The sequence below is a fragment of the Paraeggerthella hominis genome (assembly GCF_021044775.1).
GTDB classification, from domain to species: Bacteria; Actinomycetota; Coriobacteriia; order Coriobacteriales; family Eggerthellaceae; genus Paraeggerthella; species Paraeggerthella hominis.
Genome location: NZ_JAJNOQ010000001.1, coordinates 464,913 through 478,720, shown reverse-complemented (window position 1 = coordinate 478,720; position 13,808 = coordinate 464,913). Strand labels below are relative to the sequence as shown.

12 protein-coding genes are annotated in these 13,808 nt (G+C 63.7%); all 12 read left to right on the top strand.

Features of this window, described 5'->3' with window-relative positions:
• Positions 1-423 precede the first annotated feature (423 nt).
• The 12 genes from rlmD (at position 424) to mrdA (ending at position 13,799) form a co-directional block, all read left to right on the top strand.
• Positions 424-1,755: a 23S rRNA (uracil(1939)-C(5))-methyltransferase RlmD gene (gene rlmD, locus LQE90_RS02220; protein ID WP_114567429.1), complete on the top strand. Its 1,332-nt coding sequence runs from the start codon at positions 424-426 to the stop codon at positions 1,753-1,755.
• Positions 1,756-1,959: 204 nt separating this feature from the next.
• The gene (locus tag LQE90_RS02215; protein ID WP_216528677.1) at positions 1,960-2,493 is read left to right on the top strand and encodes a peptidylprolyl isomerase; all 534 of its coding nucleotides are present in this window, start codon (positions 1,960-1,962) and stop codon (positions 2,491-2,493) included.
• Positions 2,494-2,532: 39 nt separating this feature from the next.
• Positions 2,533-3,897 carry a tetratricopeptide repeat protein gene (locus LQE90_RS02210; protein ID WP_114567428.1) on the top strand — a complete coding sequence of 455 codons (1,365 nt, stop codon included), beginning with the start codon at positions 2,533-2,535 and terminating at the stop codon, positions 3,895-3,897.
• 78 nt (positions 3,898-3,975) lie between these two features.
• A complete protein-coding gene (ndk, locus tag LQE90_RS02205; RefSeq protein WP_114567427.1) occupies positions 3,976-4,380 on the top strand; it encodes a nucleoside-diphosphate kinase in 405 nt (134 codons plus the stop codon).
• Positions 4,381-4,489: 109 nt separating this feature from the next.
• The gene (locus tag LQE90_RS02200) at positions 4,490-5,527 is read left to right on the top strand and encodes a 4Fe-4S dicluster domain-containing protein (protein ID WP_216528676.1); all 1,038 of its coding nucleotides are present in this window, start codon (positions 4,490-4,492) and stop codon (positions 5,525-5,527) included.
• Positions 5,517-6,428: an FAD/NAD(P)-binding protein gene (locus LQE90_RS02195; protein WP_216528675.1), complete on the top strand. Its 912-nt coding sequence runs from the start codon at positions 5,517-5,519 to the stop codon at positions 6,426-6,428. Before LQE90_RS02200 ends, LQE90_RS02195 begins: the two co-directional genes overlap by 11 nt.
• Positions 6,429-6,444: 16 nt before the next feature.
• The gene (locus LQE90_RS02190) at positions 6,445-7,230 is read left to right on the top strand and encodes an NADH-quinone oxidoreductase subunit B family protein (protein WP_181792598.1); all 786 of its coding nucleotides are present in this window, start codon (positions 6,445-6,447) and stop codon (positions 7,228-7,230) included.
• 11 nt (positions 7,231-7,241) lie between these two features.
• A complete protein-coding gene (locus LQE90_RS02185) occupies positions 7,242-8,534 on the top strand; it encodes a Ni/Fe hydrogenase subunit alpha (protein ID WP_216528674.1) in 1,293 nt (430 codons plus the stop codon).
• A gap of 580 nt (positions 8,535-9,114) precedes the next feature.
• On the top strand, positions 9,115-10,170 hold the full coding sequence (locus tag LQE90_RS02180; protein ID WP_114567422.1) for a rod shape-determining protein: 1,056 nt from the start codon (positions 9,115-9,117) through the stop codon (positions 10,168-10,170).
• Between the two features lie 18 nt (positions 10,171-10,188).
• The gene (gene mreC, locus LQE90_RS02175; RefSeq protein WP_216528673.1) at positions 10,189-11,085 is read left to right on the top strand and encodes a rod shape-determining protein MreC; all 897 of its coding nucleotides are present in this window, start codon (positions 10,189-10,191) and stop codon (positions 11,083-11,085) included.
• Positions 11,085-11,612 (top strand): rod shape-determining protein MreD, encoded by a 528-nt coding sequence (gene mreD / locus LQE90_RS02170; protein ID WP_114567420.1) that lies wholly within the window; start codon positions 11,085-11,087, stop codon positions 11,610-11,612. The genes mreC and mreD overlap by 1 nt, the downstream gene beginning before the upstream one ends.
• A gap of 12 nt (positions 11,613-11,624) precedes the next feature.
• Positions 11,625-13,799: a penicillin-binding protein 2 gene (mrdA, locus tag LQE90_RS02165; RefSeq protein ID WP_114567419.1), complete on the top strand. Its 2,175-nt coding sequence runs from the start codon at positions 11,625-11,627 to the stop codon at positions 13,797-13,799.
• The last annotated feature ends 9 nt before the right edge of the window (positions 13,800-13,808 follow it).

The window sequence follows — 13,808 nt, the reverse complement described above, 5'->3', positions numbered from 1 at the left end:
GTATGCGAGTCAAATCAATATGTTGTGGTGTACCGATAGAGCGTAATGATGTACCGGTAGCCCCGTAACGGGTGCCGGTGAAATTTGGAACGATGTACCGATTTACTTGTAATAATCAGCTGTCTTTCCTTCGATATCGCACGGCGCGACGTTCACTGAATTGAGTGTTTTAGGGCTGATTTTCCTGACCATTTTTCCTCCCGTTTTCAGGCGATAACGGCAGGATGTTTAAGTAATTAGACAGGAGGCCAAGTAGGATGAGAAACACTAAGAATTGCACTCTGAACAGGCAAAATGGATTCGAACCTGCGGCTTTCTGCTCCGGAGGCAGACGCTCTATCCCCTGAGCTACAAGGGCACGGGGGATGATTATACGCTATGATGATGCAAATCGGAAAAACAATGCAAGGAATTCTCACGAACATGAAGCAAACCATCGCTATCGATCGCATGGGCTACGGCTCCGAGGCCGTCGGCCGTCTTGACGACGGGAAAACGGTATTCGTCGAAGGCGGTGCGCCGGGGGATGTGGTCACCATCGAGATCACGGAAGAGAAGCCGGCGTTCGCCCGCGCGCGCATCCTGACGATCGAGGAAGCGTCGCCTGCGCGCCAGATGCCCGTCTGCGCGCACGCTGCTTCGTGCGGGGGGTGCGCCTGGGCCCATCTGTCTTACGAGGCGCAGTTGAAGGCCAAACGGGACAACGTGGCGGCGGCGCTCGTGCGCACGGCGCACGTCGATCGCGAGCGCGCGGAGGAGCTGGTACGGCCCTGTCTGCCCAGCAAGCGCCAGTGGGGCTATCGCAACAAGCTGGAGCTGGGCGCGCGGTTCGACGATCGCGGCACGTTTCTGCTGGGCTTTCACCGCGAGGGAACGCACGACATAGCCACGCCCGAAACCTGTCCTCTGGCTGCCAAGGCCATCGAGAAGGCGCCCAAATCGCTGCGCGGCGCGCTGCGATTCGCGCAGGGGTCGTCGGACTTGGGCATATTCCGCGTGGGCGTACGCGCGAGCATGCGGACGCGCGACGTGGAGATAGCGCTGTGGACCGAGCCCGGCGCGTTTCCGCGCGCCCACATGGCCAAGATGCTCAAAAGCGCGCTCAAGGCTACGAGCATCGTTCGCGTGATGGCCGATCCCGGCAAGGCCCGCAAGATCAAGGGCGTCGAGACCTTGGACGGGAAGGGCTGCTGGGAAGAGGAGCTGGCCGGTGCGCGCTTCTTGACGAGCGCCCCTTCGTTTTTCCAGGTGAACACCGCGCAGGCCGAGAAGCTGATCGCCGAGGTGATTGACGGTTTGGGCGGGCAGGCGTCCCTCGACGGCGCCTTGGTAGCCGACCTGTACGCCGGAGGCGGCACGTTCTCCGTTCCGCTGGCGCTTGCGGGAGCCGAAGTGATCGCGGTGGAGTCGGCCGGATCGTCCGTGCGCGACCTGCGCCGCAACGGCGACATGAACGGCGTGGACATCGAAGTGGTGGGGGGCGACGCAGCCCGCGAGCTGCCCGAGTTGGGCGAGCTTGACGCCTTGGTGGTGGACCCGCCGCGCGCGGGGCTCGCCGACGGCGTGGTCGAGAGCATCGCCGCCGCCGCGCCTGCGAAGGTCGCGTACGTGAGCTGCAATCCCGCCACGTGGGCGCGCGACGCGCAGCGCTTCGAGGCTAACGGCTACCGTCTGTGCCGGGTGCAGCCCGTCGATCTGTTTCCGCAGACGCACCACGTGGAAGTGGTCAGCGTGTTCGACCGCGTCGGCTGCTGACGCACGCGGCCGACGCCTTGCCGGAGTTCGAGGTTGACAGAAGGGCAAACAGGCGGCAACCGCTGGTTGAAACCGCATGGATGTTATAAGATTTTTGCCTGCATGGCCGGTTGGCCTGCTAAACTTCTCCTTTGGTATGCAACGAACCATCCGGTCTGCATGCGGATGCACGACAACGTGACGAACGAGATAGAAGGAGCCGACATGGCGCAGTACACTCCTGAATACCAGCCGACGGGCGAAGAAGTCGCCGTCATCAAGACGTCGAAGGGCGACGTTCGCGTCCAGCTGGCGGGCAACGACGCCCCCATCCATGTGGGCAACTTTGTCGAACTGGCTCGCAAGGGCTTTTACGACGGCCTGAAGTTCCACCGTCACGTTCCGGGCTTCGTCATCCAGGGCGGCTGCCCGAACACGCGCGACCTCTCCTGCGACGAGGTTGTGGCGAAGGCTGGCAATCCGTTCGCCGGCCTGGGCACGGGCGGCCCCGGCTACACCATTAAAGAGGAGTTCTCCACGAACCCCAACAACAAGCATGCTGACGGTGCGCTCGCCATGGCCCGCTCGCAGGAACCCAACTCCGCCGGTTCGCAGTTCTACCTGTGCCTGGGAGCTCAGCCCATGCTGGACTCGGGCTACACGGTGTTCGGCCAGACGGTCGACGGCATGGACGTTATCGGCCAGCTGCGCGTAGGCGACGAGATCCTGGGCATCGAGATCGAGAACGTGGCCGACTAACCGTCGTTCGCGCGTTTTCGCCAAGACCGAAGGAATCAGATGAACAACGAGTTATTCCAACAAGCCCGCGCCGCGTATGCGCGCAAAGACTACGAGAGCGCTCTGTCCACGTATGCGCAGTGCTTGCAGGATGCCAGCAGCCCCCTTGCCCCCGGCGAGATGGGCCAGCTGTACCATCAGATTGGAAACTGCCTGATCAAGCTTCGCAATCCCAACGAGGCCATCCATGCGTACACGCAGGCCACGGCCGATGCCGCGTACGACGCGTGCGGCGCGGTGAACTACAACTTGGGCATGGCCTACGCGGCGCTGCATGACTACGAGGACGCGGTCAAGCACTTCGAGATCGCCGTTTCCGATGCGAAGTACGATGCTTCGTACAAAGCGTACAGCGGCATGGGCAGCGCGCTCATGAAGCTGGGCAAGTCCGCTGAGGCGGGCGTGGCGTTTCGCGAGGCGGCGCTCGACGAGGGCAACCCCGATCCCACCAAGGCGCTTCTGAACCTGGGCGTGTGCTTCATGGCGCTTGACAGGCCGTCGGATGCCGTGGCGTCCTACGAGAGCGCGTTGCAGTTCGACATGGGATCCGACACGCGCAACAAGCTGTACGCGAACCTCGGTCAGGCGTACGTGGCGTGCGGCCAGATGCAGAAGGCCTCCGCGGCCTTCGAAGAGGCCATCGCCGACAAGACGTACTTCCTCTCCGACTCCGCCAGCGTTGACTACCAGCGTGCCGTAGCCGCCGTGGCTCAGGGCACGTCGGAAATCACGCAGGTCATGGCTCCGGTTCCGGCTGTCGCCGACATGTCGGGCCTTGACGTGGCTGCCGACGGAACCGCGGTGTACGTGGAGCAGGATCCGTACGCCAGCGCGCAGCAGGACCCGTACTACTACGCGGACCCTTACGCCCAGCCGAGCCCTTACGGGGCTGCGGGCGGAGACGATCGCTTCTTCAACGCAAGCGACGAAGAGCTCGAGCAGTGGTCGAAGGGCCTGGCCAAGCAGGATCGCAAGCGCCGCAACGTCGGTCTCAAGATCCTCGTGACCATCGTGCTGCTGATTCTGGTCGCGTTCGGCGGCGCCGTGTTCCTGTACACGCAGGGCTGGGGCTACCCGACGCAGGAGACGGTGGTCAAGCAGCTGTTCGCCGATCCTCAGAACGCGGTGAGCACCGTGTTCTCGAGCGAAGTCGATTCCAGCAAGGCCGCTTCCATGGTCGAGCCCGTCGTGCAGGATGCGAATCCCGCTATCGACGGCATGAACAAGTCCATGAGCGATTCCACCGTGTACGTGACGGCCAAGACCGCCGAGGGCGGCGCCATGCAGTACAAGGTGTCGCTCGTGCGCGATGCGATCGGCTGGAAGGTTTCCAGCGTTGATCTGTATTTCCCCAGTCAGAATTAACAGGGTTCACCGAAGGCGCGTGCGTTCGCGCGCGCCTTCTTCACGTTTGCAATAATGCATGATAGAGAAGGGAACAATATGGCAGTTCAGAAGACGTACAGCATGATCAAGCCGGACGGCGTGCGCAACGGTCACATCGGCGAGATCGTCAACCGCTTCGAGCGCGCGGGCTTGGTTGTCGAGCGCATGGAGCTGGGTATGGTGACTGACGAGCAGGCGAAGGCTAACTACGCCGAGCACGAGGGCAAGCCGTTCTACGACGGTCTGATCTCCTACATCACCAGCGGCCCGGTGGTCAAGATGGTCATCTCCGGCGAGGGCGCCGTGGCGAAGTGCCGCGCGCTCATGGGTGCCACTAATCCGGCGGAAGCAGCCCCCGGCACGATTCGCGGCGATTTCGGTCTCATCATGGACGAGAATGTCATCCATGGATCGGATTCCCCTGAATCCGCCGAGCGCGAGATCGGCATCTTCTTTGCGTAAGCGGGTCGAGAACGACCGGTAACGCCAAAGGCCCCTTCGCTCGGCAACGACGAAGGGGCCTTTCCATGCCCGATACATCTGCTCACCCAGACGAGAAACGGACGAGAGCATGCTCTATCGTGTTATCGATGCAACCGAGTTGCCAGCGCTCGTGTCGGCGTTCATGGAATCCTATGAGGTGGTGGCCCCGGTCAAAAGCGATCAGGGCTATTCCTTCGAGGCCATCGCTTCGCCCGATGACGTGGAGTTGGCCTACGAGACCACCATCGCGTCGCCGAAGAAGTACTTCCTGCCGCCGGTCGAGACCCTTATGACGTTCGATGTTGCCGACAACTCGGTCACCGACTTCGCGGCGGAGATCACGCCGCGCGTCATCTTCGGGGCCCATGCGTGCGACATCAACGCCATCAACCGCTTGGATTTGGTGTTCAAGGACGGTCGCTACCCTGATCCGTACTACGTGGCTCGCCGCAACGCGACGCTCATCGTGGGCATCAGCTGCATGCCCACCGCCACATGCTTCTGCCATTTATGGGACGCCGACGAAGCTCGCTTCGGATACGACTTGTTCCTGCAGGATCTTGGCGACAAGTACCTGGTGAGCATCTCGAGCGTCGAGGCTGCGAACATTTTGGAGGCCGCCTGCAACCCGCGCGTCGCAACTGACGAGGACCGTTTCGAGTTCCGTCAGGCCACGCGTCGGCGCCAGGAGTCCTTCAACGGCTCGATCCCCGATATCACCGACGTGGCCATGCTCATGGACGCGTTCCATAAGGATCCGTACTGGGACGAGCTGGGCGGTCGGTGCCTCTCGTGCACGGCCTGCTCGGCAGTGTGCCCCACGTGCTTCTGCTTCGATATTCAAGATACGTTCGACCCGGACGGCAAGACCGGGCGGCGCGAGCGCGTGTGGGACGCATGCACGGCGCCGCAGTTCGCCGAAGTGGCCGGCGGCCACAACTTCCGCGGTGACGGGCGCACGCGCGTACGGCATCGCATGTACCACAAGCTCAACGGCTTTCTGGCGAACCACGACCGCATGCTCTGCGTGGGATGCGGCCGGTGCGTGAAGGCGTGCAAGGCGAACATCAATCCCATTGAGGTGCTGGAGTTCTTCGAGAGGAAGGGGGCCGAGGATGCCCAGTAGCTGCGCTGTGTCCACCGTGCAGGTGCGCCCGTTCGCGGGCGGTCCCGCTCCGCTTTCGGGGACCGAGATGATGATGTCGAACCCGTACCGGCCCTGGCCGGCGCGCATCACGTCCATCACGGAGCTGACCGCAACCGAGAAGTTGTTCGAGTTTCGCCTGATCGACGAGCGCATTCGCGATGCGTTCCATCACGAGCCCGGACAGTTCGTGGAGGTGTCCATCTTCGGCGTGGGCGAGGCCCCCATCTCCATTTCCAGTTCGCCGTCCAAGCACGGCTTCATCGAGCTGTGCGTGCGCCGTACGGGCAAGTTCACCGAGGTGCTGCACCAGATGCAGTGCGGCGACATCGTGGGCTTGCGCGGGCCGTTCGGCCGCGGTTTCCCCTTCGAAGACATGAAGGGCCACGATATCTTGCTGGTTGCGGGCGGTTTGGGCATCGCGCCTTTGCGCTCGCTCATCAACAACATCCACGACGAGCGTAGCGAGTTCGGCAAGGTCACCATCATCTACGGGTCGAAGAACCCCTCCGAGGTGATGTTCCGCAACCAGTTCGAGATGTGGCGCCATCGCAAGGATTTCGACCTGTACTTGACCGTCGACAACCCCGACGATACCTGGGACGGGGAAGTGGGCCTGGTCACGAAGCCGTTCGAACATTTGGAAGTGGATCCCGACAACACGTTCGGGGCGTTGTGCGGGCCGCCGGTCATGTACCGTTTCGTCATCGACGAGATGCGCAAGAAGGGCATCAGCTACGACCATATCTACTGCAGCTTCGAACGTCACATGAAATGCGGCATGGGCAAGTGCGGCCATTGCCAGATCGGCCATCAGTACGTGTGCATCGACGGACCCGTGTTCAACTATTGGGAAGCCAAGAACATTCAGGGGTCGATGTAGGATGAACGGGAGCAATATGAGCGGAAACTGCATTGCCTGTCAGGAGAAGCCGGTTGCGCCGCGCGTCGTGGTTGCCGGACTGGCCAGCTGCTTCGGGTGCCAGTTGCAGATCACGAACGCCGAGGCGCATCTGCTTGACGTGCTGGGGCAGATCGATTTGCGCTATTGGCAGCTGGCCTCGAGCGATCCTATGCCCGACGATTTCGACGTCGCCATCATCGAGGGCGCGGTGACCACGGAGGAAGCCGAGGCTACCGTGCGCATGCTGCGCGAGCGCGCCGGCGTGGTGATCGCCATCGGCGCGTGCGCCACCACGGCCGGCATCCCCGGCATGGCGGCCGACCATTTCCTCGAGCGTCCCGGCCAGGTGTACGATCGCCTGCCCGACGCGTGCGGCGACATGATCGCCCCGCGGCCGATCAGCGCGGTGGTGGACGTGGACTACGAGGTGCGCTGCTGCCCGATCGACACGCTTGACTTCCTGGACGTTTTGCAGCGCGCCCTGTACGGGTCGAACAAGGGATTCCCCACGAAGACCATGTGCGGCGACTGCAAACGCAACGAGTCCAGCTGTTTCTACGGGAAGGGAACGCTGTGCCTGGGGCTGGTGACCGTAGCCGGCTGCGGCGCGAAGTGCGTGAATCTGGGTCGGCCCTGCAACGGGTGCCGCGGCCTTTCGCCCGATGCCAACCTGGCGTCGGCTCGCGAGGCGGTGGCGCGCTACGGCGTTTCCGTGGCCGACTTCGACCAGGCGCTCGAGATGTTCAATCAGGTAAACCCCGCCCTTGCGGCGAGCGAGTGAGGAAGCATCCCATGACGAAAACCGCTATACACGTCGACCATATCGCCCGCGTCGAGGGCCACGGCAACGTGCACGTGGTCATCGAGGACGGCGTTGTGAAGACCGTTGAGATGAACGTGGTCGAGCCGGCCCGCCTGTTCGAGAGCATGGTGCGCGGCCGCCGGTTCGAGGAGATCCCCTACATTGCCTCGCGCATCTGCGGCATCTGCTCGGCAAGCCACGTGGTCACCGACCTGCTTGCCATCGAGCGCATCTTCGGCGTGCAGGTGACCGATCGCACGAACGCCTTGCGCGAGCTTTTGGTGTACGGGTCCTACCTGCAAAACCACGCGTCGCACCTGTTCGTGTTCGCCGCGCCGGACTTTGTGGGCATGAAGAGCGTGTTCCCGCTGGCCGAGACGAACCCTGAGCTGTTCGAGAAGGCGCTGGGGCTCAAGGCGCTCGGCAACGAGCTGTGCACGCGCGTCGGAGGTCGCAGCATCCATCCCATCACGGCGGTGGTCGGCGGCTTCACGCACGAGCTGGAAGCGGGGGAGTACCGGGAGCTTGCCGACAAGATGGACGAGGCGCGCGCGTTCGCGTCGGCGACGGTCGACCTGTTCGATTCGTTCGAGGTGCCGGACATCCAGACCGCGGGAGACATGCTGGCCATGGTGGCTCCCGACCGCTACCCGGTGTGCGATTCGCGCACGGCGCGCTTTCTGGATGCGGACCTGACGTTCGACGCCGATGAGGCGACCAACGAGCTGGAAGAGTTCGCGGTTCCCCATTCGGCCGCGCTGCTCTCGCGCGTGCGCTCGACCGGCAAGCCCTTCTTCACGGGCGCGCTCGCCCGCATCAACGCCTCGTGGCAGCATTTGAGCCAGGATGCGAAGGTGGCGGCGGCAAAGGCCGGATTGCGCCCGCCCGAGCGCAATCCGTATTTGAACAACGTGGCGCAGGCGGTGGAGCTGGTGGACGCGCTGGAGCGCTGCGCCGCCCTGTGCCGTCGCCTGGCGGAGCCGGACGGCTTCGAGGGATCGAGCGAGCCGGTTTCGTTCGAGGTCAAGGCGGGTCGCGGCACCGGGTTCACCGAAGCGCCGCGCGGTGCGCTGTTCCATGAGCTGGAGCTGGACGAAGAGGGCCGCGTGGTGCATGCGTCCATCATGACGCCTACGGCTCAGAACGTGGCGAACCTCGAAGCCGACATGCGCCTTCTGGCCGAGAAGCTGGTGTCCGAGGGCTTGGATCGCGACGCCATCCAGCTGGGCATTGAGAAGCTGGTCCGCGCCTACGACCCCTGCCTCTCCTGCAGCGTCCACTAGGCGAGGCTGGCGGTCCGGCCGTCTGTTCGAGGCGCGCGGCTGTTTCGAGATATGCGACCCGACGGGCTTGCGACTTCGCGTCGCAAGCCCGTTTTTAGTTGGGGAGCGTTCGCGAGGCGCCGGGGCTTTCTTGTGGATGTCGCCGCGGGTTGCAGCTTGCTGGTTTCGCGTACGGGCTTGCGGCGACATGCGGCGCGCTGGCCGGCTTGCTCGCGAAAAACCCCTGTCGCTGGCAGGTTCTGACGGTTTGAGGTCGTTGAAGGCGGCGAAGCAAGCTCCTGCGAAAGAACGGCCCAGCAGCCCAGAGCTGTGACCAGGCAAAACGAAAAACGGGCAAAGCTGCGGCGCGAGCAGGGCTCGGCCAAACGACCTCAAACCGTCAGAACCTGCCAGCGGGAGCGTTTTCTCGTGCGCGTATAAGGCGGCGCGAGCGCGGTGCCGGGACCGTTCCTTGGTTTCACTCGTTTCCTCTGCGTCATTGGGCGGGCTAGTTGTGCCCCTCGTGGATTTTCGCGCGGGGAAAACCCCCTGTGCTAGAATTCAGTTTCACGTAGAAACGAGATACAAGGGGTTTGCCCGTATGTCCTTCTTAGATATGTTTTCGGGTTTGACGGGTCAAATGTCCACGGACATGGCTATCGACCTCGGAACTGCTAATACATTGGTTGCCATTCCGGGCGAAGGCATCGTCGTCAACGAGCCTTCGGTCGTGGCTATCGAAAAGGCGACGCATCGCGTGCTCGCCGTCGGCCACGAGGCCAAGAACATGATCAACCACACGCCGGAGGCGTTTTCGGCCGAGCACCCGCTGCATGACGGCGTGGTCGCCGACTACGACGTGACCGAGGCTATGATCTCGGCGTTCATCAACAAGGCGGCTCCGCGCAAGTATCCGTGGCAGGCGAAGCCCCGCATCGTCATCTGCATCCCCTGCGGCGCCACGTCGGTGGAGAAGCGCGCCGTGTTCGAGGCGGCCGTGCAGGCGGGCGCTCGTCAGGCGTACCTCATCGAAGAGCCCATGGCTGCTGCTATGGGCGCCGACCTGCCCGTTACCGAGCCGACGGGCTCGATGGTCGTCGACATCGGCGGCGGCACGACGGAGGTCGCGGTCATCTCGCTCGGCGGCATCGTCACGTCGTCTTCGCTGCGCTTGGCCGGCAACCGTATGGACGAGGCCATCGCCATGCACCTGCGCGACCTTTTGGGCATCAAGATCGGCGAGCGCACGGCCGAGATCATCAAGATCAAGATCGGCTCCATCCTGCCGTTCGAAGACGGTCGCGAGCGCGACATGATCATTTCGGGCCAGGACGTCATCACCGAGCAGCCGAAAGAGGTCACCATTCAGTCCGAGGACGTGCGCCAGGCCCTCATCGCCCCGTGCGAGGAGATGGTCGTGCACATCAAGGAGACGTTCAAGAAGACGAACCCGGACCTGGCCTCCGACATCATCCAGAACGGCATCCTGCTGACGGGCGGCGGCGGACTTCTGTCCGGCCTTGATCGCTACCTGACGGACAAGCTGGAGATTCCCGTATGGACAAGCGAAACGGCGCTCACCAACGTGGTTATGGGCTGCCTCAAGGTGCTCGAGACGCCGACGGCGCTCAAGCAGACCCTCATGCGGTCGAAATAGGGTTGAGCCGGCTTTCTTATGGCGCTTAACTTCCAACAAAGAAACTCGGCGTTTCTGCGCCGGGTTCTGCTCGTTGCATTCCTGGTGGCGTCGATCGTGCTGGTTGCGGTATATGCACGCGAAGGGGAGAACGGGCCTGTTCATGCTGTGCAGGGAGCCGTGTCGAACGCGGTCGCGCCGCTTAGGTTCGTGGGCGCCGCTGCCGGTTCGGCTGCGAGCGCCGCGGGCGAGGGCATCGAGAACGCCACTGCAGACGAATCGACGCTTTCGGGCTTGCGCGAGTACAACGCCGAGCTCATAGAGCAGTACGCCCAGATGGAGGAGTACCGGCAGGAGAACGAGCGCCTGCGCCAGCTGCTCGATCTCAAGGATACGGCCGGCATCGACGGGGTGGGCGCGCGCGTCATCGGTCGCAGCTCCGAAGCCTGGAGCCAGACGGTGACCATCGGCAAGGGCTCGGCTGACGGCGTGGACAGCGGTTTGACCGTCATGGCCGCATCGGGCGTGGTGGGGCAGGTGTTCGAGACGACCGAGCACACCGCCAAGGTTCGCCTGCTGTCGGATCCGAAGTCCGGGGCGGCGGCGCTCGTGCAGTCGAGCCGCGCCGAGGGCATCGTTCGCGGCTCCCTGGAGGGGCTGCTGTACCTCGAAAACCTTGATGCCGACGCGGCGGTGAATCCGGGCGACGTTGTGGTTACGTCGGGTTTGGGCGGCAGCTACCAGAAGGGCCTGGTCATCGGCACGGTGGTCAAGGTCGATTCCCAGCAGGGCGGCGCGACGCGACGTGCGGTGGTCTCGCCGAACGATCAGGCTTCTTCGCTTGAAGAGGTGCTCGTGGTGTTCGGCGTGGGCTCCGACGGATCGGACGCTTCGTCGGGGTCTTCGAATGCGGATAACGAAGGGAGCGATGCGTAATGGGCCCTGAGCGCAGCAATGCCGTGGTTGCGGTCGGCGCGGTTGTGGCCGTTTTGCTCCAGATCGTCGTGGCTCCCAATATAGCGTTGTTCTCTGCTCAGCCGAATTTCCTTTTGGCGTACGTGCTGGTGGTCGCGATCGTGAGGCCGAACGAGGCGGGACCCGTCCTGCCGTTCGTTTTGGGGCTCGTGTACGATTTGACGGGTTCCGGGCCGGTGGGCGCGATGGCGTTCCTGTTCGTGCTCTTCTCGTTCGTCGCTTCCCGCGCGTTCGCGATCCTGGACAACGATACGTTGTTCATGCCGTTGACCATCTTCGCAGTGAGCGTTCTTGCGGTCGAGATGCTGTACGGCGGACTGCTCATGACAACCGGGCTTTCCGCCAGCGCACTCGACGCGTTTCTGTACCGGGCGCTGCCGTGCGGACTTTACGACTGCATCGTCGGCCTGGTGCTGTACCTGATCATGGCGCGCCTGATGGTCGGCGGCTCCCAGGACCGCGGACTGCGCACGCCTCGGCTGCGCTAGGAGGCGATCCGCATGCTTGTCGCCATCATAGCAGCTGTCGTTGCGGCCATCGTGGCCATTGCGGCCATAGCCATCACGTTCTCCATCGTGAAAGGCCGCTCGTCGTCCAACGTCAGCGTCAAGAAAGACGTGCGCTCCATCAGCTCGGTGGGCGTGTCGTCCACGCTGCCGGATTCCGCTAAGCGCGTGGCCGGTTCCGGCTCCGGGCATGCGACCGGCGTGCAGCAGGCCGCTCCGAATCCGTCCGGCAATCTCAAGTCGCGCTTCGTGGCCATGGGCGTGCTGGCCGCCGGCGTGTTCGGGTCGCTGACGGCGAAGATCTGGAGCATGCAGGTGCTCGAGCAGAGCGAGTTCCGCAGCGCTTCAGACGAAAACCAGTACAGCATCGTGTACAAGCCGGCGCCGCGCGGCCGCATCTTGGATGCCGACGGACTGCCGCTTGTGAAGAACCGCTCGTCGTTGACGGTGCTGGCCGACCCGGACGTGGCGAACGACCGCGACGTGGTCCAGCGCCTGTCCGCCACCCTGGGCGTGCCCTACAACGTGGTGCGCAAGCGCATCCTCGACGCTTCGAGCGGCGCGCAGAGCCAGCGCGTGGTGGCCAGCGACGTGCGCATGCGCGACGTCGCGTTCATCATGGAGCATTCCGATGCGTTTCCCGGCATCACGGTGGACGAGCGCGCGGTGCGCGACTATCCTTACGGCGCGCTTGCGGCGCACGCGGTGGGCTATACGGGATTTCCCAGCGAGGATGATTTGAAGAACCCGCCCGAGGGCCGCGTGGTGAAGTCCGGCGACTCCGTGGGCAAGGCGGGCGTGGAGTTGATGTACGACAACATGCTGGCGGGGGATCACGGCGAAAAGAAGGTGGTTGCCGACACGCACGGCAACGTGGTGGACGTGGTGAGCGAAACGCAGCCCGTGAGCGGGTCCGACGTCTATCTGACCATCAAGGGGCCGGTCCAGTACGCCTGCGACCGCGCGCTTGCGGAGCTGATCGCGCCCAAGGACGGCACCATCGGCACGGGCAAGGGCACGGCCGGCGCGGCCGTGGTCATGGACGTGCGCGACGGCGGCATCGTGGCCCTGGCCAGCTATCCGACGTTCGAACCGGAGGTATTCTCGGGTTCCATCTCGCAGGATGTGTGGGACGTGTACCAGTCCGACGACGCGCATCGGCCCATGCTGAACCGCGCGATCGGAGGCACGTACCCGGCTGCTTCCACCTATAAAGCGTTCACGAGCTTGGCGGCGTTGGCCAACGGGTTCGCGGACACCTCGCGCACGTGGACCTGTACCGGTTCGTGGGACGGCTGGGGTTCGGGCGACGTGCAGAAGTGCTGGAAGCGCTCCGGGCATGGGACGCTCGACCTGCGCGGCGGTATCGTAAACTCGTGCGACGTGGTGTTCTACGACATAGCGTACAACTTCTTCGAGCATAGCTCGCTCGGACGCGGTCCCGCTACGGTGTCGGATACGGCCATGCAGGACTATATAAAGAAGTACCGCTTCGGCGAGCGGACGGGCATCGACCTGCCCGCCGAGGAAGCCGGCCGCGTGCCGACGCCCGAATGGAAAGCCGAGTATTTCAAGGACACGCCCGAAGAGGCGGCCTGGAAGGGCGGCGACTCCACCAACATGGTCATCGGCCAGGGCTACGTGCTGGCCACGCCTTTGCAGATCGCCGTGGCGTACGGCGGCCTTGCAACGGGCAAGATCATGAAGCCCCATCTGTTGAAAGAGGTGCGCAACGCGGGAGGCGACGTGGCGCTGTCCGCGAAGGCGGAAGTGGTGGCGGAGCCCGACGTTCCCATGAAGGACCTTGCGTTCGTGCGCGACGCGCTCAAGGGCGTGACCGTGGAGAACGCCGACATCGCACCGTTGTTTCAAGATCGGGGCATCGATCCGGCCACGGTTGCCTGCAAGACGGGTACGGCCGAAATGGCGGGCAAGGACGATTACGCGTGGTTTGCCTGCTACGCCCCCTACGACGACCCCAAGTACGTGGTGGCCTGCGTGGTGGAGGAAGGCGGCGGCGGTTCGGCCGTCGGCGCTCCTCTGGGCGCGGAGCTTCTGGCTGCCGTGCTTGATTACGATGCGGGCACGTACGCCGACATGGGAAAGATCGCCGGCTCGACGGGCAAAGCGGTCGAGTACAAGGGATCGTCAAGCGGACGAACGGACTAGAAAGGAGGC